At 42.5% G+C, this 26,960-nt stretch carries 17 protein-coding genes, 1 tRNA gene and 2 rRNA genes (1 of these 20 cut by a window edge); 14 read left to right on the top strand and 6 right to left on the bottom strand.

Annotation, left to right across the window (positions count from 1 at the left end; genetic code table 11):
- Positions 1-343 precede the first annotated feature (343 nt).
- Entirely contained in the window at positions 344-1,249 is a 906-nt protein-coding gene (locus N5852_RS01600) for a LysR family transcriptional regulator (protein WP_262099655.1), read from the bottom strand.
- 224 nt (positions 1,250-1,473) lie between these two features.
- Positions 1,474-2,427: a thioredoxin-disulfide reductase gene (gene trxB / locus N5852_RS01595; protein ID WP_262098627.1), complete on the bottom strand. Its 954-nt coding sequence runs from the start codon at positions 2,425-2,427 to the stop codon at positions 1,474-1,476.
- A gap of 669 nt (positions 2,428-3,096) precedes the next feature.
- Here trxB and arsC point away from each other — a divergent pair.
- The 12 genes from arsC (at position 3,097) to N5852_RS01535 (ending at position 20,765) form a co-directional block, all read left to right on the top strand.
- Entirely contained in the window at positions 3,097-3,462 is a 366-nt protein-coding gene (gene arsC, locus N5852_RS01590; RefSeq protein WP_262098626.1) for an arsenate reductase (glutaredoxin), read from the top strand.
- A gap of 227 nt (positions 3,463-3,689) precedes the next feature.
- A complete protein-coding gene (locus tag N5852_RS01585; protein WP_262098625.1) occupies positions 3,690-4,829 on the top strand; it encodes a phosphatidate phosphatase App1 family protein in 1,140 nt (379 codons plus the stop codon).
- Between the two features lie 902 nt (positions 4,830-5,731).
- Positions 5,732-6,052, top strand: coding sequence for a septal ring lytic transglycosylase RlpA family protein (locus tag N5852_RS01580; RefSeq protein WP_262099654.1), 321 nt, complete (start codon positions 5,732-5,734; stop codon positions 6,050-6,052).
- 454 nt (positions 6,053-6,506) lie between these two features.
- Entirely contained in the window at positions 6,507-7,760 is a 1,254-nt protein-coding gene (locus tag N5852_RS01575; RefSeq protein WP_262098624.1) for an aspartate kinase, read from the top strand.
- Between the two features lie 394 nt (positions 7,761-8,154).
- Entirely contained in the window at positions 8,155-10,425 is a 2,271-nt protein-coding gene (ptsP, locus tag N5852_RS01570) for a phosphoenolpyruvate--protein phosphotransferase (protein ID WP_262098623.1), read from the top strand.
- 445 nt (positions 10,426-10,870) lie between these two features.
- Complete coding sequence (locus N5852_RS01565) at positions 10,871-12,286, top strand: SWIM zinc finger family protein (RefSeq protein ID WP_262098622.1); 1,416 nt, start codon at positions 10,871-10,873, stop codon at positions 12,284-12,286.
- Between the two features lie 4 nt (positions 12,287-12,290).
- A complete protein-coding gene (locus tag N5852_RS01560) occupies positions 12,291-13,766 on the top strand; it encodes a DUF5691 domain-containing protein (RefSeq protein ID WP_262098621.1) in 1,476 nt (491 codons plus the stop codon).
- Positions 13,763-14,842: an ATP-binding protein gene (locus N5852_RS01555; protein WP_262098620.1), complete on the top strand. Its 1,080-nt coding sequence runs from the start codon at positions 13,763-13,765 to the stop codon at positions 14,840-14,842. Before N5852_RS01560 ends, N5852_RS01555 begins: the two co-directional genes overlap by 4 nt.
- A gap of 111 nt (positions 14,843-14,953) precedes the next feature.
- Positions 14,954-17,371: a DUF5682 family protein gene (locus N5852_RS01550; RefSeq protein WP_262098619.1), complete on the top strand. Its 2,418-nt coding sequence runs from the start codon at positions 14,954-14,956 to the stop codon at positions 17,369-17,371.
- Complete coding sequence (locus N5852_RS01545; protein ID WP_262098618.1) at positions 17,368-18,540, top strand: vWA domain-containing protein; 1,173 nt, start codon at positions 17,368-17,370, stop codon at positions 18,538-18,540. The genes N5852_RS01550 and N5852_RS01545 overlap by 4 nt, the downstream gene beginning before the upstream one ends.
- Positions 18,541-18,685: 145 nt before the next feature.
- Positions 18,686-19,573, top strand: a complete 888-nt coding sequence (gene galU / locus N5852_RS01540; protein ID WP_262099653.1) for a UTP--glucose-1-phosphate uridylyltransferase GalU — start codon at positions 18,686-18,688, stop codon at positions 19,571-19,573.
- A gap of 193 nt (positions 19,574-19,766) precedes the next feature.
- Positions 19,767-20,765 (top strand): KpsF/GutQ family sugar-phosphate isomerase, encoded by a 999-nt coding sequence (locus tag N5852_RS01535; RefSeq protein WP_262098617.1) that lies wholly within the window; start codon positions 19,767-19,769, stop codon positions 20,763-20,765.
- A 97-nt stretch (positions 20,766-20,862) separates the two neighbouring features.
- On the opposite strand, the gene N5852_RS01530 is transcribed toward N5852_RS01535, so the two are convergent.
- Positions 20,863-22,092, bottom strand: a complete 1,230-nt coding sequence (locus N5852_RS01530; RefSeq protein ID WP_262098616.1) for an MFS transporter — start codon at positions 22,090-22,092, stop codon at positions 20,863-20,865.
- Positions 22,093-22,646: 554 nt separating this feature from the next.
- Between N5852_RS01530 and N5852_RS01525 the strand changes: the two genes are divergently transcribed.
- Both N5852_RS01525 and N5852_RS01520 read left to right on the top strand, forming a co-directional pair.
- Positions 22,647-23,552, top strand: a complete 906-nt coding sequence (locus tag N5852_RS01525) for a hypothetical protein (protein ID WP_262098615.1) — start codon at positions 22,647-22,649, stop codon at positions 23,550-23,552.
- Positions 23,553-23,629: 77 nt separating this feature from the next.
- Positions 23,630-24,286 (top strand): IS1595 family transposase, encoded by a 657-nt coding sequence (locus tag N5852_RS01520; protein ID WP_262098614.1) that lies wholly within the window; start codon positions 23,630-23,632, stop codon positions 24,284-24,286.
- Between the two features lie 270 nt (positions 24,287-24,556).
- Here N5852_RS01520 and N5852_RS01515 read toward each other — a convergent pair.
- The 3 genes from N5852_RS01515 to N5852_RS01505 all read right to left on the bottom strand — a co-directional run.
- A tRNA-Met gene (locus N5852_RS01515) sits at positions 24,557-24,633 on the bottom strand.
- A 152-nt stretch (positions 24,634-24,785) separates the two neighbouring features.
- A 5S ribosomal RNA gene (rrf, locus tag N5852_RS01510) occupies positions 24,786-24,900 on the bottom strand.
- Positions 24,901-24,975: 75 nt separating this feature from the next.
- Positions 24,976-26,960: ribosomal RNA gene (locus tag N5852_RS01505) — 23S ribosomal RNA — on the bottom strand (it continues 828 nt past the right edge of the window).

Genomic DNA, 26,960 nt, shown 5'->3' with positions numbered 1-26,960 from the left:
TGTTTAAAACACAAATCACTTCACTTTTCTATCATGTTGTTTTGGATAGTTAACCATCATTGGCGCAATTGCCAAGCTTTTTTCAAAGTTAAAAACCATTTAGTTTTTAATATCCGATATTCTCCACAAAATTTTCAATAAATCAAGCTATTTTTTAAAATTAATCTAAAAAGTCTCTAATTAGGTGAAATATAGAAAATAAAACATTTCTATTTTTCTTATAAAGAATATTTCTCAAAGGTAAACGCAAAATCTTTATTTTTTTATTGAAGTTGCAAAAATACAACAAATGATTCTACTACTTTTTTCCATTTAACCAATTGAGACACCAATCTTATGCGCCTCAATAAGACCAATTGCGCGCTTTGGAAAAAATAAAATCCCTAAATGCATTTAGCTTAGCGGAACTACGTAATGCTTCAGGATAACAGAAAAATGTATCAAATGATGGAATATCAGTTAAATCGGGAAAAAGCCTTACCAATTGATCGTCACTGGTGACAATGTAATCAGGCAAAACTGCAATACCAATGTGGCGCATAACTGCCCGTTTAACAGAGATAATATTATTGATTTGCAAAGTAGGCGTGCGCGGCGATTCGCCATTGCGTCCTGCAATTTCTAGCCAGTTTAAACCCGCCAAATATGATGGAATGGGTTCACCAAAAGAAATTATCCGATGATTATCAAGATCTTCAAGTGCCGTTGGCCGACCATGTTCTGCAATATAGGCGGCAGATGCATAGACATGCATATGCACGGTAAACAAACGCTTTTGGATCAAATCAGGCTGTTGCGGTTGGCGTAAACGTACCGCACAATCGGCATGCCGCATGGTGAGATCCAATTCCTCGTCGTCAAGCAGCAATTGCAACTGAATATCGGGATAAAGACTTAAAAATTCTGGCATGCGTTCAACTAACCAACCAGACCCCATACCAAATGTGGTGGTTACACGTAGGTGTCCGCTGGGACGCTCTTTACTCTCTATCAGTTTTGAACGCACATTTTCAAGCTTCATCAAAACGTCATGGGCGGTTCTATAAAGCGTTTCACCTTGCTCGGTGAGGATAAGTCCTCTGGCGTGGCGCTGAAAAAGAGGCACACCAACATCCTGCTCCAACGAGCCAACCTGGCGTGAAATCGCCGATTGGGAAAGATGCAAGGTTTGCGCCGCATGCGTAAAAGAACCCGCCTCTGCTGCGGCATGAAAAATACGTAATTTATCCCAATCAAGTGGTGCCGCCACAACTGCTTCCTCTTCCCAATGCATAGATTTTTATCAATAATGAAATTGATAAAAATCTAACTTATAATGTGCCACATTTATACTTACTGTATTCATTGTCCTTAATATGGCAAGGTAATAAGGCGTGTTTATGATGCACAAATATTAACTTGAAATTAAAGCAATTAACTCAATGGGCAGCAAACCAAATCTACTCTAACTATCTTGGTTATGTTTTTTTAAATTTAAGTATTTTGGTCAAGGAAACGCTCTGCCTCAAGTGCCGCCATGCAACCGCGTCCTGCCGCAGTTACCGCTTGACGATAGACATCATCAGCCACATCACCAGCCGCAAAAACGCCGGCAATATTAGTCGCGGTAGAATCTGGCTGCGTCCATAAATAACCGCCTTCTTTTTGTTGTAACTGCCCTTCAAACAATGCCACCGCAGGTGCATGACCAATAGCAATAAATACGCCATCTGTACCAAGCTGTTGCTCAATCCCCGTTGTAACATCGCGTAAGCGAACACCATTCACGGTCGCACCAATCGGCCCCTTTGGTTCAGTTCCGACAATTTCCTCTACTGTATGATTCCAGATAATCTCTACATTTTCACGAGCAATAAGACGGTCTTGCATGATTTTTTCAGCACGGAAGCTATCACGGCGATGAATAACAGTTACCTTTTTAGCAATATGAGAAAGATAAAGTGCTTCTTCAACCGCCGTATTACCACCACCAACGACAACAACATCCTTGCCACGATAAAAGAAACCATCACATGTGGCGCAAGCTGATACCCCGCCACCCATAAAGGTTTGTTCGCTGGCAAGGCCTAACCAGCGCGCTTGTGCACCTGTTGCAATGATAACAGTATCAGCAAAAAAAACTTTACCGGAATCGGTCGTTGCTTTGAAAGGACGCTTCGAAAGATCAATATGGCTGACAAGGTCAAATATTATTTCTGCCCCAACATGCTCGGCCTGTTTTGCCATTTGCTCCATTAACCACGGCCCTTGTATTGGATCGGCAAAGCCTGGATAATTTTCCACATCGCTGGTAATGGTAAGCTGTCCACCCTGTTGCAGACCAGTAATCATAATTGGCTTTAGCATTGCACGTGCCGCATAGATGGCTGCAGTATAACCGGCAGGGCCTGATCCAATAATTAAAACAGGTGTATGACGCTCTGACATAGCTTTTCTTTCTTGGCATTAGGATAAAAGTTTTTTACAAAAACCAGATGTAACATATAATAAGATTAGGTAAATATAGACTAATTTGCAAGCCGCCACCCTATTTTGATATAGCTTAAACACAGTTCAATTGATTGACATTGCTGATATCAAAAGCCAGTAGAAACATTGATCCTATTTTGCTAGCCAAAAATAATCGAAAAATAAAAAAACCTTAAATTCGTATTTATGCATTTTCATATATTGATGAGCGCGACTTCCACCCTAGATAAATCAAGCTGTATTGGCAAAAGAGTAAAGTCTTACATCCAAGACACATATGATTGTAATGAAATTGTTTGATTGTAATAAAATTGTTATAATTTTTTTTTAAAATAATGTTGTAACTGACAATTTCTATTTGAAAAACTTTGTGATTAATGTAGTCTGGTTTTATACAATTTATCGAAGACACATATTTGCTTTAGTAAATTAAAAAAAACCAAATTTTTTGAAAACCAATTATTGGCATTCAAAAACAGATGCAACAATCTTTGATAAAGGCGAGTTTATTGTAGAATTAATTTTGACAGAAAGTGCAACATACCAAGTTTTAATAGCATTTTATGCCCATAAACTAATTTTGCCAATAAACTAAAATTCGCTGCTATCAGTTAATTAGGATTATATATGCAAGCTTTTGATGTTATCATTTATCATAATCCGCGCTGCAGCACTTCGCGTGATGTACTTGATATGATCAGAGCAAACGGCATTGAGCCTCACATCATTGAATATCTTAAAACACCGCCAACAGCATTAATGCTTAATTTATTGGCTAAACGCTCCGATATAGAGTTGCGTGATTTTATCCGCACAAAGGAAGAAGCCTATAATAAATTTGGTCTTGATGACCTCACCCTTAATGACGAGCAGATCTCTGCGCTCATGCATCAGCATCCAGAGCTTATCAATCGACCTATTGTCGTATCGCCAAACGGTGTTAAATTATGCCGGCCGGCAACAAGTGTTAATGAATTATTGGTTCAAGATTGAAAGATCTAGTGCAAAGTTAAATGATTGCACGAGATTTATATGACTGCAAATATAGACTGAAGGAAATGAGAAGCATTGAAAATAGCCTATTTGAATGAAACAAAAAGAATTGGACTTCGTTATAATCAACATTGTTGGTTAGGGCTTTTAAAATTGGTTTAACATAAGTTTTATTGCAAGCCGCTTCCTTTTTTGAGAAGTGTAAAAGGACTGGACGTATTGAAAATATGACAGATCTCGGTATTCAACAAAAAAGACGTATGAGGGGGGTTGATTCCCCTGCCTTTCGCAAGCTAATCTTAACTGTTGGTTTTATCGTGCCAATGATAGGAGCTGCGACCGCGAACCCTTTATTAAAAAGTGACGAATATGTAATGTTTTTGCCCGATATTGCTTATGAGCAAAGCGATGGCAAATATGTTGCAGGTGTACAAGCCTGGGTCTATGAAAAACAAAGACGACCCGGCTTGAGCCAAATGCTTGCGCTTTTTTTAGGGATTGACCTGTCAAGCCTTACCCCTGCAGAACGCCAACGTTTTTATGAGCGCACGCAATTATTCCGTGTTGATTCAGAACGTGGAAAGCAAATCCTGATCACCGACATTGCTGGCAATCGCCACAGCCTACCAATGACTAAGCGTAGCGGTAGAACAGGTGATGTTGTGGCCATTGAGCCGCCACAGCCCTTTGGTAATCAAAACCAAAAAATATTTTTTGAATTGAACGGGCGTGGCAAGCCAGCCAATCATAATCAAGCTACCGCTTATTTCGCACCCAAAAGCGGTTTATCAATCATTTCAGATATTGATGATACGATTAAGGAAACCAAGGTTGGCAAAACCCGGCAGGTATTAATCAAGACATTTTTGGAAGAATTTGTAGCTGTTGATGGCATGAGTGATTGGTATAGCGATCTTGCCAGTGATAGAAATGTTGCTTTCCATTATGTTTCATCATCACCTATTCAGCTTTATCCGCTTTTATCGGAGTTTATGAATAAGGCAGGCTATCCCGAAGGTAGCATGCATTTGCGCGAAACAACACGCTGGACCGAAATTGTACCACGCGGTGCAGCACGCTTGCACAAACCATCATCGATAGACCGCTTGGTGAAGGCCTATCCAAACCGCCATTTTATTCTAATTGGCGATTCCGGCGAACATGACCCAACCATCTATGCGGATTTCATGCGTAAATATCCTAGTCAAATTATTGGTATTTGTATCAGAGATGTTTCCGCTGAGAGAGCAGGCAAAAATTATGCAGAAATTTTTGCCGGTTTACCAGCAGAGCAATGGCTTGTTACAAATTCAGTTGAAAAGATGCGCTCAGCCGTCAATCAATGGCGCAAAACTAACGGCTATTGATCAAATAAAAGCCAAAGTAGGTGAGTACCTTTAAATTTTAAATAAAGGTGCTTTGCGTCTAATTGCGATATTATTGTGAACTGGTGTTTTGGGATATGATCTTACTCACATAATCGAGCATATTAAATAGAACACCAACAATCTTTTCTTATTCTCAGTTTTTGAAACATCGGCTTAAAACACAAAAGTGAAAGATCAGCTGACAAAGCCATCATCGCTATTTGACTGTATTTCGTAACTTTCTTCCGCTAAATTCGAGTACGTGTTAAACTTGCACGTGCCTTAATTATTTTTTTTGCTTTTAAACATACTAAAAATCGCTCAATTATGGCAAAACTTCCCAATTTGCGCCAAATTTCCTAAAAATAAAGTGGAAATATTTCTTAGAAATCTTTTAAATTTACGCGAAGGCTGTGAATAACTTAGCTGAATTATGACCATAATAAGGAAATCTCCCCAATTCGGGCGCACTCAAGCAGAAATTAGGCAATTGAGTTCCCTTTCCTTTTACTGATAGAATTTAACGAATAACTACTCTAAAAAGATTTGATCATCGTTCAAATTTTGTATGATATTTTTTAAAATATTGAATACATAATTTTCAATATTATTTATTTACAATTGAATTACATCAATTGACTTATACGAAGATAAAAATAAAAAAAATGAAAACTTAATATATTTTGGAAAAAATTTAATATAAATACAAATAAAACATTAAATTTATCATTATGATACAATTTTTTTAAAAATTTATTGGTTTGATATTATCAAATTTTCAACACAGCATCGCCATATATTACCCTTAGGTCAACAGACATTAACCAATATTATCAATAACAATTGGAAATGATATGTCTTCTGCCCTTAGCCGAGCTGTGTGTTTGCTTGGCGCAATTGCAATGCCGCTTTTTACTCTTATACCTCAAACTGCATCTGCTACCAGCCAATGTGGACGCGCTTCATGGTATGCGCTGTATTCCAAAACGGCTTCTGGCGAACGCATGAACCCATCCGCGATGACAGCCGCGCATCGTTCCTTGCCATTGGGCAGCAAAATTCGCGTTGTTAATAAAGCCAATGGTAAATCAGTTGTTGTGCGCATTAATGATCGCGGACCTTTCATTCGTGGCCGTGTACTTGATCTATCTAAAGGTGCAGCGCGTGAACTTGGCTATATAAGTGCTGGTCATACTGCTGTTTGCTATGAGCGCATTAGCTAGGCTCTTGCCCTTACCGAGCACCGCCATTATTAAGCACCATAAAACTATTGTTTCGAGTGCTTCTAATCTGCTGCTTTATACCCACAAAATTTGATATATTTGCCAAACTGTTAGCTTGCGAAATTGCTGTTTTTTCTATAAGGAAAAAATAGTGGTAAAGCGTAGTGATCATATTAATAGCAAAATGATCATTATTCATGGCCGCAATGCTTGCAATTGAAAACCCCTTAAGGTTTTATATGCGAATATATCAAGATATTAGAAACGCCAAATTGCTTTCGCATTATCTTGGAATTTTTAGCATAAATTGTACTGCTATTTGTCTAAAAATAGTTGTCAATCAATGGTAAGTGGGCTGGGATATCGCATGATCGTGATGTTCTTCTTAGTAAACATAAGGGTAGCTATTGCTTTTTAAGCATAGGCCCCAATTTGAAGTGGCAAGTGACGCAAAATGGCGCGTATTGTGATGAAATTCGGAGGAACCTCCGTTGCAGATATCGACCGCATCCGTAATGTAGCACGTCACGTTAAACGTGAAGTTGACGCAGGCAATGAAGTTGCTGTTGTTGTTTCAGCAATGGCAGGAAAAACCAATGAATTGGTAGCATGGACAAAGCAGGCCTCTGCCATGCATGATGCACGCGAATATGATACGGTTGTGGCATCGGGTGAACAGGTAACAGCAGGTCTTTTAGCTATCGCCTTACAAGATATGGGTATTGATGCGCGCTCATGGATGGGGTGGCAAATTCCAATCCGTACGGATGGCACCCATAGTTCAGCTCGTATTCTTGACATTGACCCTACCGTTTTGCTGGAGCGTTTTGCGCTGGGACAAGTTGCAGTTATTGCAGGTTTTCAGGGTATTGCACCTGATAATCGTATTGCAACGCTTGGGCGCGGCGGTTCTGATACCAGTGCTGTGGCTATTGCTGCGGCCGTCAAAGCTGATCGCTGCGATATTTATACCGACGTTGACGGCGTCTACACCACAGATCCAAGAATTGAGCCAAAGGCCCGCCGCTTACATAAGGTTGCCTTTGAAGAAATGCTTGAAATGGCATCATTGGGTGCTAAGGTTTTACAAGTGCGCTCGGTTGAGCTTGCTATGGTTCATAAAGTGCGTACCTTTGTGCGCTCTAGTTTTGAAGACCCCGATGCTCCGGGAATGGGCGATTTAATCAATCCACCAGGAACACTTATTTGCGATGAGGATGAAATCGTGGAACAACAGGTTGTAACAGGCATTGCCTTTGCTAAAGACGAAGCACAAATTTCTTTGCGCCGTATTGATGATCGCCCCGGCATTTCTGCCGCTATTTTTGGCCCCTTGGCTGAAGAGCATGTCAATGTTGACATGATCGTGCAGAATATTTCTGAAGATGGCTCAAAAACCGATATGACCTTTACCGTTCCATCAAGCGATGTGGAAAAGGCAGTTAAAATTCTTGAATCCGATATAAATGATATTGAATTTGATGCTATCCAGTCAGAAACTGGCCTTGCTAAGGTTTCCGTGATCGGCATTGGCATGAGAAGCCATGCTGGTGTTGCTGCAACCGCCTTTAAAGCTATGGCTGAAAAAGGTATTAATATCCGCGCAATCACCACATCAGAAATCAAAATTTCAATTTTGATCGATAGCGCTTATACCGAACTTGCTGTACGTACATTGCATGCAATTTATGGTCTTGATAAGGACTAGGAATTTAAGGCGAGATTGATTTTGCCAATTTGATAACTGGTTGGATAAAAGTCTAATCTTATGTAATGAAAAAAGACAAGCCCTCACCATTAAGTTGAGGGCTTGTTAAATACAGATTGATAAATCGATTATTTTCTAACAAAGCCCATTTACAATAAAATGTGTTTGGCTTTTAATGATATGATAACGATTACATGTGACATGTCATCTTTTTTGTTCTAATGGAATATGCTCTATTCGACGAATATTTTTAAATAATCAATAGCCGCATCAAGCATCAGAAGAATGCAATTTATGGCTTATTTAAAAAAGCGTCGAAATGAAATATTATTATGTGGTTAGGTAAAATCATTTAAGAAGTGATCTTGCCGATGAGTGGGAGCCCGTCAAGCCAATGCCAAAGGTCGAAACCGGTCCAAGACTACTCTTGAGAAGAATGCGTGAACTCATGGCAGATGCCATGGAGCCACAGGCACGCCTTGACCTTATTGCGCGTGAAATTGCTCATAATATGGTGACGGATGTCTGCTCTTTTTATGTGTTACGCTCCGATGCATTTTTGGAACTTTATGCAACCCAAGGGCTTAACCCTGAAGCGGTTCACCTTGTGCAATTACGCCTTGGCCAAGGTCTTGTTGGCACTATTGCCGCTAATGCAACACCGCTAAACCTTTCCAATGCACAAGTCCACCCAGCCTTTGCCTATCTGCCAGAAACGGGAGAAGAAATATATTCTTCATTTCTTGGTGTGCCGATATTGCGTGCTGGCCGCACTTTGGGTGTCTTGGTGGTGCAAAACCGCGAACAGCGCATTTATAATGATGACGAGGTTGAAGCTTTAGAAACGGTTGCCATGGTGCTTGCCGAAATGATTGCCGCTGGTGATTTACCGCGTGTATCCCTTAACAGTGTTGATATTGATTTGCGCCGCCCCTATACGCTTAACGGACGCGCGTTAAATGAGGGCATTGGCCTTGGTACAGTGGTTTTGCATGAGCCACGCATCGTTGTTACCAATCTTTTCAATGAAGATATTGATTTTGAGCTGCAAAAGCTTACCACTGCGATGGATTCGCTAAGATTGTCAATTGATGATCTATTAGCGCGCGGTGATGTAGCGCGTGAAGGAGAGCATCGCGATGTGCTCGAAGCTTACCGCATGTTTGCCAATGATAATGGTTGGATGCGCCGCCTTGAAGAAGCTATTCGCAATGGTTTGAGTGCTGAGGGCGCAGTTGAAAAAGTGCAAAGCGATACCCGCGCCCGTATGCTTAATTTAACCGATCCATATTTGCGCGAGCGCCTTTCAGATTTTGATGACCTTGCCAATCGTCTGCTTTATCAGCTGATGGGAAGTAGCCGCGAAGATATAGCTGCAAGTGTTGGCAAAGATGCCATTATTGTCGCGCGCACCATGGGCGCAGCAGAACTGCTTGATTACCCACGCGGCTCCGTGCGTGGACTTGTTTTAGAAGATGGTGCACCAACCAGTCACGTAACGATTGTTGCTCGCGCCATGGGTATTCCAGTTGTAGGGCAAGCAAAAGGTGCTGTGTCATTATCTGAAAATGGTGATCCGGTCATTATTGATGGTGAGGAAGGGCGCTTGCATTTGCGCCCCGCCATTGATGTTGAAAAAGCCTATGCAGAAAAAGCGCGTTTTCGCGCGCGTCGTCAGCAAGCCTATCGTGATTTGCGTGATGTACCAGCATTAACCCGCGATGGGCAAAAAATCATCATGTTGATTAATGCTGGGCTTTTAGTGGACCTGCCGCAGCTTTTTGAGTCTGGCGCTGAAGGCGTGGGGCTTTTTCGCACCGAATTGCAATTTATGATCGCATCAACCTTTCCGCGCTCTAACGAGCAAGAGCAGCTTTATCGCTCGGTCTATAAGGAAATCGGTGATAAGCCAGTAACATTCCGAACATTAGATATTGGCGGCGATAAGGTTTTGCCCTATTTCCGCTTTAAAGAGCAGGAAGAAAATCCCGCTCTTGGTTGGCGCGCAATTCGCTTAACGCTGGATCGGCCTGCTTTAATGCGCACCCAATTACGCGCCTTGTTAAAAGCATCTATCGGCCGTGAATTGCGGGTGATGCTACCCATGGTAAGCGATGTAAGCGAAATTCACCGTACCAGAGAACTTATTGACCGCGAGATTAATTATCTTAATCGCTTTGGTTATGACCAGCCAACACGGATCAAGCTTGGTGCCATGGTAGAAGTTCCAGGACTTTTATTCCAACTCGATGAATTGATGGAAGTGGTGGATTTTGTTTCCGTTGGTTCCAATGATTTATTTCAATTCCTCATGGCGGTTGATCGCGGTAATTCGCAAGTTGCTAACCGCTTTGACCAGCTTTCGGTGCCAATGTTACGGGTTTTACGCAATATTATCCGCGCTGGTGAAAGAGCAGAAAAGCCCGTTACGCTTTGCGGCGAAATGGCAGGAAAACCGATAACCGCTATGGCTCTAATCGGACTTGGCTATCACCGAATTTCCATGACGCCATCATCGATTGGGCCGGTAAAAGCAATGTTATTATCGCTTGATGCACAAGATTTGCGTAAAAACCTCGATGATATTTTAGATAGCCGTGATACGGGTATTAATATGCGCGAATTTTTGTTAAAATATGCCGAGGATAATAATATTAGCCTTTAAGGACTTAAAAACGAGCAATATGATCTTTAGTATAATTAATTAGAATACGTCACTGTAAATGTGACGTTTTCTAACCTTTTAACAGTTAAAATTACCAAAGCTTTTTTGCTAAAATTAATGCATGAACAAGGCTCACCATTTCAATTTTTCTGGTCGCCCATTGCATGAGCAAATTTCCATATCATCATTATTAATTTCTTTTTTTAATGATGAGCAAATAAAAATACCTTCATCTGGCTTAAATATATAGTTTAATATCATATGATTGCTTTATAAACTAAATCTATGCTCACCGCCATATTTATAGCAAACAAGAATATCTCCTGCATTTTTCATTTTGTACCGCCAATAACTTAGAATTTCTGTGGGCAAACCCAAATTAGCTTATTGCAATTTTAAATTGCTAAGTTAGTCTTCATTTACTTAAAAATCTAAGCGGGGGTTTATGGTTTCTATTGAAAAAATCGAACAAATAGCACCAGATCAAGCCTCGCTTGCGGCGGCCTCAAAGCTTCGTAAAGCCTCCAAATGGCCAACTCTTGCCTGTGATGATGGCGGATTGGTATGGGGAGAGTGTCAAGGCTCTGGTTCTACGCCTTATCGCACCGTATTTTGCGAAAGCGATATGGGGTATAAATGTACTTGTCCAAGCCGTAAATTTCCGTGTAAACACAGTCTGGCAATCATGTGGATGCGGGCGGAAACCCCAACGCAATTTGTAGAAGCTGAACGCCCCGACTGGGTAAGCGATTGGTTATCGCGCCGGCGCGGTCCATCAACTGCAGCAAAAGCTGGTAGTGACAAAGCCGATGGTAAGCCTAAACTTTCTGCCGACCTTGCCAGTTTGGAGGTGGAAAAGCCATTAGACGCCGAAGATGCTGCAAAGGCTGCCAAACGCTCGGCTGATGCGCGCGAGCGTAGCCGCAAACAGCGTGAAAAATTGGTAGGCGATGGTTTAGATGCGCTTGATATTTGGCTGAGTGACCAAATATCACGAGGGCTTAATGGTTTTGATGTGCGCGCAATTAGTGATTGCCGTATATTGGCAGCGCGCCTTGTCGATGCCAAAGCTGGCGGTCTTGCAAGCCGCGTTGAGCAATTGTCCAGCGCAATTTTTGGCCTAAATGAAGCATTGCGCGCTGATTTTACTTTAAAGCAATTGGGCGTGCTGCATATTATTGCCATGGCCTATCGCAATCGTGAAGCATTACCACCACTACTCCATAGTGATCTTTTGGAAACGATAGGTTGGAATGTTGAAAAAGAAGCTTTATGCCAAGACGCGCAAGCTTTGTGCATTAAAGCCGATTGGCAGGTGGTTGGCGCCAGCAGTGTTGTGCAGCCCGATAAATTGCGCCGCAATGAAATATGGTTGATTGGCAAAGATAGCAATGATCAATGGCAAAAGGCAGTCTTATTAGACTTTTTTCCGTTAAGCGTTGGCTCAGTCGGTTTAGCTTTTGCGGTTGGTGATTATTTTTCAGCCGAGCTCGTATTTTATCCTTCGCCCGTGCCAAGACGCGCACTAATTGCAGAACAAACCAGCGCAACTGAAACAGGTGCAAGTTTAACCGCCAGTGGGCAAGATTTACAACAAAGCTTTAACGATTACCAACAGGCGCTAACTTTGAAGCCATGGCTCACCCAAGATTTGCTGATGGCTGATAATGTGCATCTTTACCAAAAAAATGATGGGCTTTATGTGGTGGGTAATAAAATTTGTTTACCAGTGCATAAAGATAGTATCGATGAAATGCGCTTGCTTGGCGGTGTTGGTGCTTTCACGCTATTTGCGCTTTGGGATGGCACATGGCTGCGCGCACTATCAGCGCAAACGACTATCGGGCTTTGGAGGGCATAATTAAATGACGGATTTTTCGCCCCATCTTTTAGCACAATCCTTTATGCTGGGGACAACAAGGCGGCCGGTAAAAGACAATGATCTGCCGCTATTGGTTGACAAAACGGCAAATATGGACACACGCCAATTGGCAGCTTTTGCCCTTGCTGCACAGGCTTTGCGCTTTCAGGCGCCAAGCTTGATTGATGACTTACAAGGCTTTGAACCATTAGCGCAATCATGGCCTTTTATGTCGCCGCAAAGCCGCCGCGCATTAATATCGCTGATGGATAAAAGTGGTGCGGCTGGCGCCCTTAGCGAACCCATCGCTTTTTTGATTAACCATTATCGGATAAGCCCACATCCCTTTGATTTTTTGCGCTTATCAAGTTTTGCCAAAAATTATACCCAACTTTTAGGACCAACCTATCAATCCTTATGCGGTAGCGAAATAGAAGCCGAGGGTATTTTCCAAATTAATGCGGATGAGGATTGGCCCAATGCTCCTCGCCTAATGAAGCTTGAGTATTTTTATGATTTAAGGCAGCGAGATCCTGAGGCAGGGCTAGCATTTTTGCAAAAATATTTTGCAACCCAACCTGCGGCATTACGTAGTGATCTCTTAACGTATATGCGTATGCATATTGATAAAAGGGATCAGGAATTTTTAGAATCCCTTGCAAAGGATCGCTCTGCCAGTGTGAAAGACCACGCCAAACGACTCTTAAAAGAGATACCGAGCGTTGACAAACAACTTGAACAACAAAACCGTCTTATCAATGCTATTACATTAAAAAAGAAGGGGTTCATTAAGCGCCACGCCGTTTTATCGCTGGATTTTGATATAGCGCAAGGAAAATATAATAAATCGAAAGGTTGGCAATTTAATATTATTCAATCTTTTCGTGATGTGCCGCTAGAATTGCTTTGCAATGCCTTAAACTTTAACGATGCAGAAAGCCTCTTTGAGGCCGCCGCCGATGATGAAGATTTAATTGCTGGTTTGGCAGTGAGTGCTTTTAGTCATGGCCAATATGATGTGTTGCAGCGTTTTGCCCATTTATTTCCCGCTGATATTTGGTTCTTTTTTGTCTATTCGGCAGACAATCATGTTCATATAACAACAGAAAAAGAGCGTAATTTTTTTCTCAATTATTTTTTTCAGCCTGAAAAAATGGAAACAATGCCAGACGTCCGTTTACTTGAACAGCTTTATGACACAATCAAAAAGCCTTTACCAATTGATAAGTTTGAGGCATTTCAACAGGCTGATCTATTTCGTCGCTATATTAAAATGTATCTTTTCAAACGAAAAGATATGAAAGAAGACGATAATTATATTCCACTATCACGCATGGTGAATGCAATTGCGCGTATAACACCACCAGAAGCCATACCAATTTTACAAGACTATATTAATTTATGTCCAGCAGGAAGCGTGGACAATGTTCAATATTATATCAAATTTGCGACAGCCATAGCAAAGGATGCAGCCCAATGAGTGAGCAATTAAGAAAGAATGCCGAAAATCTTTATGCCCATGAGCTTGAAGCTTTACGCAAGGATGATGACCGTTCGCGTCCACCAGGTTGGCTTATGTCACCCAATGCTGTCGTTGATTATTTAATGGGCGGCACAACCAAGGACGGCACAGAAATTTCACCAAAATATATTGGTAATCGCCGTTTGATGGAAACCGCCGTTGCAACTCTTGCTACCGATCGCGCTTTACTGCTGCTTGGCATGCCCGGCACGGCAAAAAGCTGGGTGTCGGAGCATTTAGCGGCAGCAATTTCAGGTTCATCAGAGCGTTTGGTGCAATGCACTGCCGGAACCGATGAAAATCAGCTTCGTTATAGCTGGAATTATGCCATGCTTTTGGCCCATGGCCCATCGCAAGAAGCCTTGGTGCGCACGCCGGTTTTACGTGCGATGACGGAAGGAACCTTGGTACGCCTTGAAGAGCTAACCCGTATGGGATCAGATGTTCAAGATACACTTATCACTTTGCTTTCAGAAAAAACACTACCTGTTCCGGAACTTGATTTTGCTTTTTCAGCCAAGCAAGGTTTTAACGTTATCGCCACCGCCAATAATCGCGATAAAGGCGTTAATGAATTATCATCAGCATTAAAGCGCCGTTTCAATGTGGTGGTTTTACCCGCCCCTGCCACCATTGAGGAAGAAACCGCTATTGTAACCAAACGGGTTAGCGAAATTGGTGGTGGTTTAAAACTACCAGAAATTGAACCTGCAGCGGAAGAAATCAGCCGTATTGTTACAATTTTCCGCGAATTGCGTGAAGGCCAAACCCTTAATGGCAAGTTAAAACTTAAAACTGTTAGTGGATCACTTTCTACCGCTGAGGCTATTTCGGTTGGAATATCGGCTTGGGCACAAGCTGGACATTTTGGTTCTGGCCGTGTTGATGCGGTGAGCCTTGCTGGTAATCTTGTCGGCGCCATTGTTAAAGACCCCGGTGCCGATAGTGTAGCGCTTCAAGAATATATGGAAAATGTCGTGCGCACGCGGAAAAATTGGGATGATCTTTATACCGCTTTGCGTGATGTCGTATAATTTTGCGAGCCAATTGTTAAAAAACAGCTCACAAAACCAAATGATAAAAACATGTATGCTTTGTGAGTTTTGAAATCTTGAAATGAACCAAGTATAACTAGGTTGGATTATATGGATAAGCGCGTTCATCTTTATGGTATTAGACACCATGGGCCAGGGTCTGCGGCAAGCCTTTTGCATGCGCTTAATACCCTTGATCCGGCCGTGGTGTTGATTGAAGGGCCACCAGAGGCCAATAATCTTATCCATTTTGCCAATTATAAAGGCATGACACCGCCATTGGCATTGCTCATTTATGAAGCCGAAAACCCTGCGCAATCCGTATTTTACCCCTTCGCCGCTTATTCACCTGAATGGCAAGCCATGCGCTGGGCGCTTGACCACGGTAAAGAAGTTCGTTTCATTGATTTGCCGGTTGGCATGTCTTTTGCCCTTTATGAAAAATATAAGCAAGAAGCTACTGATAAAGCTGCAAAAGAAGATGAAAGCGACGATAAAAATAACTTAAATGATGATGAAGCTCAAAATGCAGAGCTTGTCGTCTCACCAACCATAAGCAATGACAAACAAGAGATTAATGATCCACTAGAATTGCTAGCCAAGCTTGCTGGTTATGATGATGGCGAAAGCTGGTGGAATGCTCTTATTGAAGAGCGCGGTGCTGCCAGCGATGTTTTTCCAGCCATTAACCAAGCGATGAGCGCTTTACGCAATGAAATCGGCTTTTCGTTAGAGCGTAGTCCAATGGCAGTTGAGCGCGAGCAGATGCGTGAAGCCCATATGCGCCTTGAAATTGCCAAAGCCATCAAAGAAAATAATGGCGAAATTGCTGTTATTTGCGGAGCATGGCACGTGCCGGCTTTGGCTGAAAAACATGCGCAATCTGCTGATAGAGATTGTTTAAAAGGTCTAAAGCCAATAAAAACTGCAGCAACATGGGCACCGTGGAGCGAAACACGATTAGCAACAGGGTCTGGCTATGGCGCAGGTGTTGCCGCACCCGGCTGGTATGGTCATTTATGGTCAAAATATGAGGGCGATCAAAATGTCGATGCGGCAGAGCTCGCCTCCCATTGGCAAGCACAAGTTGGCCGTTTATTGCGCGACCAAGGTTTTTCTGGTGCAACAGCATCGGTGATTGAAGCAGCAAGGCTTGCCCTAACCCTTGCCACGTTACATGGCCGCAGCATTCCTGATATTGATGATATGCGTGATGCTAGCCTTGCCGCTCTTTGCCAAGGCGAAGCTGCTGCATTCCACCTCATTGATAAAAAGCTATTTATTGGTGAAAAAATTGGTAGCCTTGATGACAGCGTGCCGCAATTACCATTGATGGAAGATTTGCAACGCTGGCAAAAAAAGACAAGGCTAAAGCCTGAAGCGTTAGATAGTGATATATCAGTTGATTTGCGCAGTGAGGCAGGGCTTATTAAATCAACTTTATTGCATCGCCTTAATCTTATTGAAGTGCCGTGGGGTCAATTAACGGCAAGCTCCGCCGGACGCGGTACATTTCGCGAGCAATGGCGGTTGCGTTGGCAGCCAGAATTATCAGTCGCTCTTGCTGAAGCCATGGTCTATGGTGTAACCATTGAAATGGCATCAGCCAATGCTGCTATTGCCAAAGCACGCGCTAGTCAAGCGATTGGCGAACTTGCAAAAATTGTTGAGGGCTGCCTACTTGCCGATTTGCCTCAAGCGGCGGAAATTATTATTGCTCGCTTACAAGAAGTTGCAGTTGTTGATAGCGATATTGGCAGTTTGATGAAGGCTATACCACCGCTTGTTTCTGTATTGCGTTACGGCACAGCACGGCGCATTCCTGAAAATGAATTGCGTAAATTGGTAGAAACACTGCTAAATGAAATCCACGTTAATCTTGAAATGGCGGTTCGCAATTTAAACGAGGATGAAGCAAGTACACTTGCCAATACTATAGCAGATCTTGATCCGGCAATCAGCCAATTTGACAATAAAACCATTTTAGAAAACTGGATTTTCACCTTAACAAAAATCATTAGCCACGATATGACCAGCCCCGCGATTGCTGGTCGGGTTTTACGGCTTTTGCATGAGCGCGGAGCCTTGGAGCAAACAATTGTTGCAACGCATTTTTCTCGCCATTTAACGCCGCCAATTGCACCACAAGATGCAGGGCTTTTTCTGGAAAGCTTTCTATCGGGTTCACCTGAAATTTTGTTGCAAGATACCCATCTTATTGCGGTGGTCAATGACTGGCTGCTGCAAATTGAAGAGTCGATCTTTACTGAATTACTACCGATCATTCGCCGTGGTTTTAGTAGTTTTGATGCCATTGCTCGCCGTCGTTTGACTGCACTTGTTAAAACAGCAGCTGTGCAAAGTCCAACGCCAGCAACTTTTGCCCAACAAGGGCAGAATATGTTAAAGGATGATAATGTAGCTTCCAATGTACCAGAAGCGTTTTATGCCGCGCTCCCCTTATTAGAAACCATTCTTGGTTTACAAAATGACACGATAGCCCGCCATAATAAGGGAGAAGGCCAATGACCTTAACCGACCAACAAAGACGCTGGCAATTGGCCCTAGGTAGCGATGAGGATAATCGTGATTTATTAAGCAAAAGCGATCAAAGGCTGGATTTAGCCCTAAGCGCTCTTTACGGCAATGGCGAAACAACCAAAAAAGGCAAAGGCGGTCTTGGTGGTTCGATGCCGCGCGTCGCCAATTGGCTTGGTGATGTACGCGAATTTTTTCCAACGCCGGTGGTGCAACTCATTCAGCGTGATGCCTTTAAGCGGCTTAATCTAACCGCTATGATGCTAGAGCCAGAATTCTTAACCACTTTGGAAGCTGATGTGCATCTTGTCGCCGACCTTATTTCACTGCGCGGTGTTATTCCCGATAAAACCAAAGATACCGCACGGCAAGTGGTTAAAAAAGTGGTCGATGAATTAATGAAACAGCTTGAACAAAAGACCACCGAAACCATTCGCGGCGCAGTGCAACGCGGCGCAAGGACACGGCGCCCACGCTTTGCCGATATTGATTGGCCGCGCACCATTAACGCTAATCTTCGCCATTGGCAAAAAGACTTTAACACAATTGTACCGGAAACTTTAATTGGCTTTCGCCGTCAGTCACGCAAATTGGCGGATCTAGACAATGTCATCTTATGCGTTGATCAATCTGGTTCAATGGCAAGCTCAGTGGTATATGCATCTATCTTTGCCGCCGTCATGGCAAGCTTGCCGGTAATTCGCACCCAACTTGTCTGTTTTGATACGGCTATCCTTGATTTAACCGAGCAATTGCAAGATCCAGTTGAAGTGCTATTTGGTGTGCAATTGGGCGGTGGCACTGATATTAATATGGCGCTTGGCTATTGTGCGGATCTTATTGAACAACCGGCGAAAACCCATCTGGTACTCATTACCGACCTTTATGAAGGCGGCAACGCCCAGCAGATGTTGGCGCGTGCGGCAGAACTCAAACGCTCTGGCGTTAATCTTATTGTCCTGCTGGCATTATCAGATGATGGCAAACCATCTTATGACCATCAACACGCCCAAAGCCTTGCTGCGATGGATTGTCCGGTCTTTGCCTGTACGCCAGACCGTTTTCCCTCATTAATGGCAGCAGCCTTGCAAAGACAGGACTTAAACCAATGGGCTGAGGCCAACGATATTGCACCACTCATTGACCAAAGCGCGCATTAAAACACCCCGCTTGTCACTTATGTTTATAACCAATATCAAATATCGTTACAAATGCGGCAAAAGGGTGTATTGTAATTAAAATAAATATATGTCAGATTTTAAAGCACTCTATCGGGTGTTTTATTGACTTATAATTTAAAGGGGTATTTCCTTGCGCAAAATTCGTAAAGCGGTTTTTCCTGTTGCCGGTCTTGGCACTCGTTTCCTTCCTGCCACGAAAACAGTGCCTAAAGAAATGCTGACCGTTGTTGATAAGCCTGTTATACAATATGTAGTTGATGAGGCACGTGCCGCAGGTATTGAACATTTGATTTTTGTCACCGGTCGTAATAAGGCGGTGATTGAAGATTATTTTGACGCACAAGTGGAACTATACCAAAACCTTGAAGCACGTGGCAAAAAAGAAGAACTAAGCCATTTGCATGAATTGCAACCATTACCGGGAACAACATCTTTTACTCGCCAACAAGAACCGCTTGGCCTTGGTCATGCTGTATGGTGCGCGCGTGAATTGGTTGGCGATGAGCCATTTGCACTTTTATTGCCCGATATGATTATGCAATCTAAACAGGGCTGCCTATCTGAGATGGTGCGTTTATATAATGAAACAGGTGGCAATATTATTGCTGTACAAGAATGTGCCCCACAAGAAGCTCATAAATATGGTATTGTCGGCAAAGGTAATGAAGTTGCCAATGGTTTTCAAATAACCGAAATGGTTGAGAAACCAGAACCAGGTAGCGCACCATCCAATCTATTTATCAATGGACGCTATATTATTCAGCCTGAAATTTTTGATATTCTTGCCCACCAAGAACGCGGTTCAGGCAATGAAATCCAGCTAACCGATGGTATGAAAAAGCTTGCCAAAGACCAAGAATTTTATGGCTATCACTTCCAAGGTAAAACCTTTGACTGCGGCTCAAAAGTTGGATTTATTGAAGCCAATGTCGCCTTCGGTTTAGAGCGCGAGGACATGCGCGATAGGATTATAGGTCCTTTAACCGAATTATTAAATAATGCACAAAAATGATAATTGTAAATCTTGGCGATTGATTTGTAATATTTCAGCTTAATTTTAAAGTCAGGCGCAACTCTAAATAGGCGATATCCTGACTTTATTATTAAATAATCACAACTTTATTAAAACTGAAAACTACAAACCTGAAAGCATTTTTTGATAATTTTATAGACGGCGATAGAAATTTAATTTATTTAATATTATCATGGAAAAAATTTCAGACACAATAAGCCTCGACAAGCAATCAGTTATTCATTCTGCACTCAAAACAGTACAAAATGAAAAAGCTGGACTTGACGCATTAGAGCAAGCTTTAAACGATGGTCTTTCAGAGCCATTTTTAACGGCAGTTCAAAATATTGCTGGCATAAATGGTCGCGTGGTTGTAACTGGACTTGGCAAAAGCGGCCATATTGGCGCAAAGATTGCAGCCACCCTCGCCTCTACTGGAACGCCGGCATTTTTTGTTCATGCAGCAGAAGCAAATCACGGCGATCTTGGTATGATTGGCCGCAATGATGTTATTCTTGCGCTTTCTTGGTCGGGTGAAACGGCAGAACTTAAAGGCATATTAAACCACTCACGCCGCTTTAAAATTCCGCTTATTGCATTAACCTCCGGTGAAGATTCAGCCCTTGGCCGCCAAGCAGATATTCTTTTGCTCCTACCAAAAGTTGAGGAAGCCTGTCCCCACGGCCTTGCGCCGACAACATCTACCAGCATGCAATTAGCCCTTGGCGATGCTTTGGCAGTGTCGTTACTTGAAGCGCGACATTTTTCTGCAAGTGATTTCAAAATTTATCACCCAGGTGGCTCACTTGGCGCAAGTTTAAGCTTTGTGCGTGATATCATGCATAAAAATGACAGCCTGCCCTTAGTAAAATCGGGCACACCTATGCCGCTTGCCATGCAGGAACTTGCGGCAAAACATTTTGGTTGCGTTGCAGTTATTGATGATAATGGCAAACTTAGCGGTATCGTGACTGAAGGGGATCTTGCGCGAAATTGTAACCGCGACCTTTCGCAATTAAAGGTTGATGATGTTATGACAAAATCGCCGAAAACTGTAAATCCCGATGCGATTACTGCGTCGGCTATGGCCTTACTCAATGAATATAAAATTAGCGCCTTATTGGTGGTTGAAAATGATAAACCTATTGGGATTTTGCACTTCCACGATTTATTGCGCATTGGGACATTGTAAGTTGGCCAAGACTTTATCTTGGCCGATTTAAACAATATTTACATAAAACATATAAAAATAGAGCGTTGAGATAAAAGACGAAAACAAGCTCCGTGCTCTATTTTTTGTTTACCAATAAAGCCACATTGCCTAAAGCGCAAAGAATAAGCACAAGAGCGGTAATAAAAAATACCGGTTCCATGCCAAAATAGCCACCAATATAGCCCCCCATTAATGGACCTAAAACCTGCCCAACATATTGACAAGAAACCGATAGGCCAAGCACTGTCCCAAGCTTGTCGTCACTAATATTTTGCCGTAAGCTAGCGGTGATGCACGGAATAAGCCCACCCAAAGCAACACCTAAAAAAAAGCGTAAAATTGCAAGCTGCAAGGGTGAGGTAACAAAGGCCTGCGGAACAAGCAAGAGCCCCGCACAAAGCATGGCGACAATCAAAACCCCTTGATAACCAATTTTATCGGCAAGACTACCTAAACGCTTAGCGGACAATGCACTGCCAAGCGCCGTCACCGACATAATAATGCCAGCCCAAAAAGTAACACCTTGTAATTTATATATCTGCAAATGACTAACATCAATAGTCAGCAATTGTTGCACGTAAAGCGTAATAATTGGCTCAATTGACATATTTGCAAACATAAGCAGCATTGCAGTGGTTAAGGCAATAATAACGGGTATGGTCATAACGCTACGCCAAGGCTTATCTTGCGCCTTATCTGGAATATTGCGTTTTTGAAATAGGCTTTTATTTTCCTTCAACATAAATGTCGTTGCTAAAAAAGTTACAAATATAACCAAACCAACAACCCAAAAAGATGCTCTTATACCAATATAAATTGGCAAAATACCACCAATTAAAGGCCCTAAAAAATTACCCGCCATGATACCAGATGAAACAAGGCCAATTGCCCACCCCGTTTGATCACGCGGTGCTTGTGTGGCTGCTAAAATAGCGGCGCCAGAGGCATAGCCACCAGCAAGGCCAGTTAAAAGCCGCAAGAAAAATAATTGCTCGATTGATGTTGCCATGCCCATTAAAGCAATAGAAATCGCCATGCCAAAACTTGCACGAACCAACATCAATTTACGGCCATAAAGATCGCCAAGCCGCCCCCAAAGTGGTGCAACAAAAGCCGCCGCAAAATAGGTTATGCCATAGGTGATACCCGACCATGACGCAATGGAAGACGGTTTATCAATACCAAGATCAGCAATATAAAGCGGTAATATAGGTAACAGCAATGTCATGCCGACAATAGTGGTAAAAGCACCAAGAGTGACAATGATAATATTCGTTTTCCAATAGGCTGCGGCTTCTTCATGCATTTTGCATCAACTTTTGCTCTATGCTTCATTATCACTATATAAAATAGGGAAAAAGTAAGGCGTCAATTTCACTTCTACAACTGCTGCAAAAATTTATAGAGCTCAATAATATCTATATTCTATATTTTATATAAAGATTTATCGCATTTAATAGCTCAGCTTATACCATTAAATGTTTATTGTTCTACATTTTCATAAATTTCTTTTTCATTATACATATCTCCGCAAAATTAATAGATCCTGAGCCTAAATGCCATTATGCACTAATTGAATATCTAAACATCTTTACCGCTGTAATCTATATTGATCCCGTTCCAAAAAGATAAAGCATAAGCTCTTATTACGGGTTAAAAACCCAAGCAGTCAAAACTTAAACTAGAAAATATAACTTAAATATCAAACCAAAAAAATATTTAAAATGCCATAAGAATAACATATTATAATAATATTTTTAACAAAAAATAAATATTTATACTATCATTATTATTAATCCTATAATTATCATACAACTTATATAAATATACTTGTTTTTAAACTTTTATTTGGAAGAAAAAATGGAAAGTGCTCGAAACAAAAAAACTCAAGAAATTGAATATGCCAAAGATTTATTAAATCAAGCTCAAGTTGACACCGAAAATTATGAATGTTGGGGGTGCTATTTAGATATGATACCAGCATCTTGGCGAGCCGAAAATACTAAAGTGCAGGCATATTTTAGGTCGAAAAAAGGTGAGCGTCATGCAGAAAATTGCGGAGCGGTAGAATCAACAGAATTGATAAGAAAAGCTCAAAAATGCAGCATTCGCAGTGAATTGGATGCTTCGCCTGTTCTTTCACCAACTGGTTTGAAGCTAAATAGTAAGCATTTGAAAGTTGATAATGAAATAGGAAAAGAAAGTTCTACTCAAGGAGCTTCTACTCGTAATTCACACAATTCTACACTAACAGAAGCCGGAAATTCTCATAAAAGACAGCCGGCACAAAGCCTTTATCCTATAGCCCATGCCTTTATAAACTTTCCTAATGATCGTAATATGAAACTTGCCATAGATGGAGTTTTCGGTAATAATTACAACACCTGCTTTAAAAATCTACCACACGAAATTTATTTAAACAGTAAAAATAAGATTTTTTATGCACCATTATTTTGGACCAATTATAACGAATCCTTAAAAGATAATTCCTGCCTAGATATTATCACTATCAATGGGAAATGGGAGAATAAAAAGCCAAAGACAACTTATACGCTTCATGTAGATTGGAAAAACTGGTCACAAAGAGCTAAAACAATTCTTATTAATCAGCTTAATTCAACTATAACAGATGCTAAAAATAATAGTGAATTTAAAAAAAAAGCGTGGCTTTTTTTTATCGCAGACCAAGACAAAACCAATCCAAAATATTATCATGTTAATGATCACCGCTTGCTTTGCGCAATTAGTGCTCTAAATTTTACGTAGGTGTAGAGTTAGCGTAAATAATACTTAAATAAATATAGGGGCTGGCATAGATAGCTAAAAAAAGCTATTGGTGTCAAATGGGTAAGTCACGTCGCAAAAGTCGTCTTTTGCAAGTAAAACAAGAAGAACTCATTAAGTATTTCGTAGCAGGTTCAACGGCTCGTTCTGCTGCCGTTTTAGCAGGAGTAAACAGGAACACCGCTACGCTTTATTTCCACAAGCTGCGAGAGGAAATAGCCACCCGCCTTGAACAAGAAACGCCCGAACTCATGTGCGGTGAAATTGAACTTGATGAGAGTTATTTTGGTGGGGTGCGTAAAGGCAAAAGAGGGAGAGGAGCTGGTGGGAAAACACCCGTATTCGGATTGTTAAAACGTAATGGAAAAGTTCATGCTTTTCCTATACCAAATGCCCGTACTGAAACACTTTTACCGATTATTCGGCAATCAATTAAGCCAGATTCAATTGTTTATACAGACAACTTTTCTGCTTATGATGTTCTTGATGTATCTGAGTTTCACCATGAGCGGATCAACCATTCAAAAACCTTTGTGGATGAGCACAATCATATCAATGGAATCGAGAACTTCTGGAGCCAAGCCAAGGGGCATATGCGTCGCTTTAATGGCATCCCAAAAGAGCACTTTCACCTCTATTTAAAAGACTGTGAGTGGCGTTTTAACTATCGACCAACACAGAACTTGATTAAAGTATTGTCAAATTGGATGAAATAATTATACTTAAACCTTATCTATGCCAGCCCCTTAATATATATAAACAATATCCTATCGATGATTAGTAATACTTTTTGGCTCGTACTTATTTTGACGGACGACGATGATGTTATGTTTGTTTTTGGCGGGGGTATTTAGGCTTTTCGAGTGCAGATAGGATCTTTTCGCTAGTTAAGCGAGTGTAACCCTATATGTATAAACGCCAAAGACCGCTCTGAGGCGGTTATTACAATAGGTTTTAACACTGTTTATAAATTTTTGCTGGGGATTTGGTTGCGGGGGCAGGATTTGAACCTACGACCTTCAGGTTATGAGCCTGACGAGCTACCGGGCTGCTCCACCCCGCGTCACCTATAGACTTTGCTTGAAGTAATGATGTTGCTCGAGCAAAGGACCTTATCTGATTAAGCGTTTAGAACGGTTATTTAAGGAAGATCAGATAAGAATAAATACGGAGTTTTGATGGTGAAGAGATTATATTCATTCATGCATTTTGCAGACCTGGCAGCGACCTACTCTCCCGTGTCTTAAGACAAAGTACCATTGGCGCTGGAGCGTTTCACGGCCGAGTTCGAAATGGGATCGGGTGCAGCCGCTCCGCCATAACCACCAGGTCGGCGAAAGGCATGAACAAATTGAAGCTGGTTTTGATTTTCTGCTGTTTTATTAACTGGATATAGGTAATGGGAACGATCAAGCCGATTGAACGATTAGTATCAGTAAGCTTCATGTGTTACCACACTTCCACACCTGACCTATCAACGTGGTCGTCTTCCACGGTTCTCATGGGAATACTCGTTTTTAGGTGGGTTTCCCGCTTAGATGCCTTCAGCGGTTATCCCTTCCGTATATAGCTACCCTGCTATGCGGCTGGCGCCACAACAGGTCCACCAGAGATACGTCCATCCCGGTCCTCTCGTACTAGGGACAGATCCTATCAATATTCCTACACCCACGGCAGATAGGGACCGAACTGTCTCACGACGTTCTGAACCCAACTCACGTACCGCTTTAAATGGCGAACAGCCATACCCTTGGGACCTGCTCCAGCCCCAGGATGCGATGAGTCGACATCGAGGTGCCAAACAACCCCGTCGATATGGACTCTTGGGGGTCATCAGCCTGTTATCCCCGGCGTACCTTTTATCCGTTGAGCGATGGCCCTTCCACACGGGACCACCGGATCACTATGACCGTCTTTCGACTCTGCTCGACTTGTCAGTCTTACAGTCAGGCAGGCTTATGCCATTGCACTCAGCGAACGATTTCCGACCGTTCTGAGCCCACCATCGCGCGCCTCCGTTACTCTTTAGGAGGCGACCGCCCCAGTCAAACTACCCACCATACACGGTCCTGGTTCCGGATAACGGAACGCAGTTAGACATCCATGTAGATAAGGGTGGTATTTCAAGGAAGACTCCACAATGGCTGGCGCCACTGCTTCAAAGTCTACCACCTATCCTACACATGTCGACACGAATGCCAGTGTAAAGCTATAGTAAAGGTGCACGGGGTCTTTCCGTCTAACCGCAGGAACCCCGCATCTTCACGGGGAATTCAATTTCACTGAGTCTATGTTGGAGACAGCGGGGAAGTCGTTACGCCATTCGTGCAGGTCGGAACTTACCCGACAAGGAATTTCGCTACCTTAGGACCGTTATAGTTACGGCCGCCGTTTACTGGGGCTTCAATTCAATGCTTGCACATCTCCTCTTAACCTTCCAGCACCGGGCAGGCGTCAGACCCTATACGTCGTCTTGCGACTTCGCAGAGCCCTGTGTTTTTGGTAAACAGTCGCTACCCCCTGGTCTGTGCCACCCCCTAACGGTTGCCCGCTAAAGGGTCACGCTTCTTCCGAAGTTACGCGTGCAATTTGCCGAGTTCCTTCAACATAGTTCTCTCAAGCGCCTTGGTATTCTCTACCGGTCCACCTGTGTCGGTTTCGGGTACGGTCTATAATGTGGGAGCTATTTCCTGGAACTGCTTCACTGCATCATCAATCCAATAAGATGATACAATTTACGCAATCCGTCACTTCCCACAGGCCCACGAATATTAACGTGGTTCCCATCGACTACGCCTTTCGGCCTCGTCTTAGGGGCCGGCTCACCCTGCTCAGATTAACTTTAAGCAGGAACCCTTGGACTTTCGGCGAGGGAGTCTCTCACTCCCTTTATCGTTACTCATGTCAGCATTCTCACTTCCAATACCTCCAGGATCCCTCACGGGTATCCCTTCACAGGCTTATGGAACGCTCCGCTACCACTTACACTTACGTGTAAATCCACATCTTCGGTGTATGGCTTTAGCCCCGTTACATTTTCGGCGCAAAGACCCTTATTTAGACCAGTGAGCTGTTACGCTTTCTTTAAATGATGGCTGCTTCTAAGCCAACATCCTGGTTGTTTTGGGATCCTCACATCCTTTCCCACTTAGCCATAACTTGGGGACCTTAGATGGTGGTCAGGGTTGTTTCCCTCTCCACGACGGACGTTAGCACCCGCCGTGTGTCTGCTAGTCAGTTCTTCCAGGTATTCGGAGTTTGGTTAGGTTTGGTAATCCGGTGAGGACCCCTAGCCCATCCAGTGCTCTACCCCCTGGAGAATACAACTAACGCTCTACCTAAATAGATTTCGCGGAGAACCAGCTATTTCCGAGTTTGATTGGCCTTTCA

This window comes from Bartonella sp. HY328 (assembly GCF_025449335.1).
Lineage (GTDB): Bacteria > Pseudomonadota > Alphaproteobacteria > Rhizobiales > Rhizobiaceae > HY038.
This window is presented reverse-complemented; position numbering and strand designations above follow the sequence as displayed.

What these genes read in the sequence shown, in the direction of transcription:
- ptsP (WP_262098623.1), top strand. Translation starts at nt 8,155, where the DNA reads ATGCCAAAGGTCGAAACCGGTCCAAGACTACTCTTGAGAAGAATGCGT.
- arsC (WP_262098626.1), top strand. Translation starts at nt 3,097, where the DNA reads ATGCAAGCTTTTGATGTTATCATTTATCATAATCCGCGCTGCAGCACT.
- N5852_RS01560 (WP_262098621.1), top strand. Translation starts at nt 12,291, where the DNA reads ATGACGGATTTTTCGCCCCATCTTTTAGCACAATCCTTTATGCTGGGG.
- N5852_RS01545 (WP_262098618.1), top strand. Translation starts at nt 17,368, where the DNA reads ATGACCTTAACCGACCAACAAAGACGCTGGCAATTGGCCCTAGGTAGC.
- N5852_RS01530 (WP_262098616.1), bottom strand. Translation starts at nt 22,092, where the DNA reads ATGCATGAAGAAGCCGCAGCCTATTGGAAAACGAATATTATCATTGTC.
- N5852_RS01580 (WP_262099654.1), top strand. Translation starts at nt 5,732, where the DNA reads ATGCCGCTTTTTACTCTTATACCTCAAACTGCATCTGCTACCAGCCAA.
- trxB (WP_262098627.1), bottom strand. Translation starts at nt 2,427, where the DNA reads ATGTCAGAGCGTCATACACCTGTTTTAATTATTGGATCAGGCCCTGCC.
- N5852_RS01565 (WP_262098622.1), top strand. Translation starts at nt 10,871, where the DNA reads ATGGTTTCTATTGAAAAAATCGAACAAATAGCACCAGATCAAGCCTCG.
- N5852_RS01525 (WP_262098615.1), top strand. Translation starts at nt 22,647, where the DNA reads ATGGAAAGTGCTCGAAACAAAAAAACTCAAGAAATTGAATATGCCAAA.
- N5852_RS01575 (WP_262098624.1), top strand. Translation starts at nt 6,507, where the DNA reads ATGGCGCGTATTGTGATGAAATTCGGAGGAACCTCCGTTGCAGATATC.
- N5852_RS01535 (WP_262098617.1), top strand. Translation starts at nt 19,767, where the DNA reads ATGGAAAAAATTTCAGACACAATAAGCCTCGACAAGCAATCAGTTATT.
- N5852_RS01550 (WP_262098619.1), top strand. Translation starts at nt 14,954, where the DNA reads ATGGATAAGCGCGTTCATCTTTATGGTATTAGACACCATGGGCCAGGG.
- N5852_RS01520 (WP_262098614.1), top strand. Translation starts at nt 23,630, where the DNA reads ATGGGTAAGTCACGTCGCAAAAGTCGTCTTTTGCAAGTAAAACAAGAA.
- N5852_RS01555 (WP_262098620.1), top strand. Translation starts at nt 13,763, where the DNA reads ATGAGTGAGCAATTAAGAAAGAATGCCGAAAATCTTTATGCCCATGAG.
- N5852_RS01585 (WP_262098625.1), top strand. Translation starts at nt 3,690, where the DNA reads ATGACAGATCTCGGTATTCAACAAAAAAGACGTATGAGGGGGGTTGAT.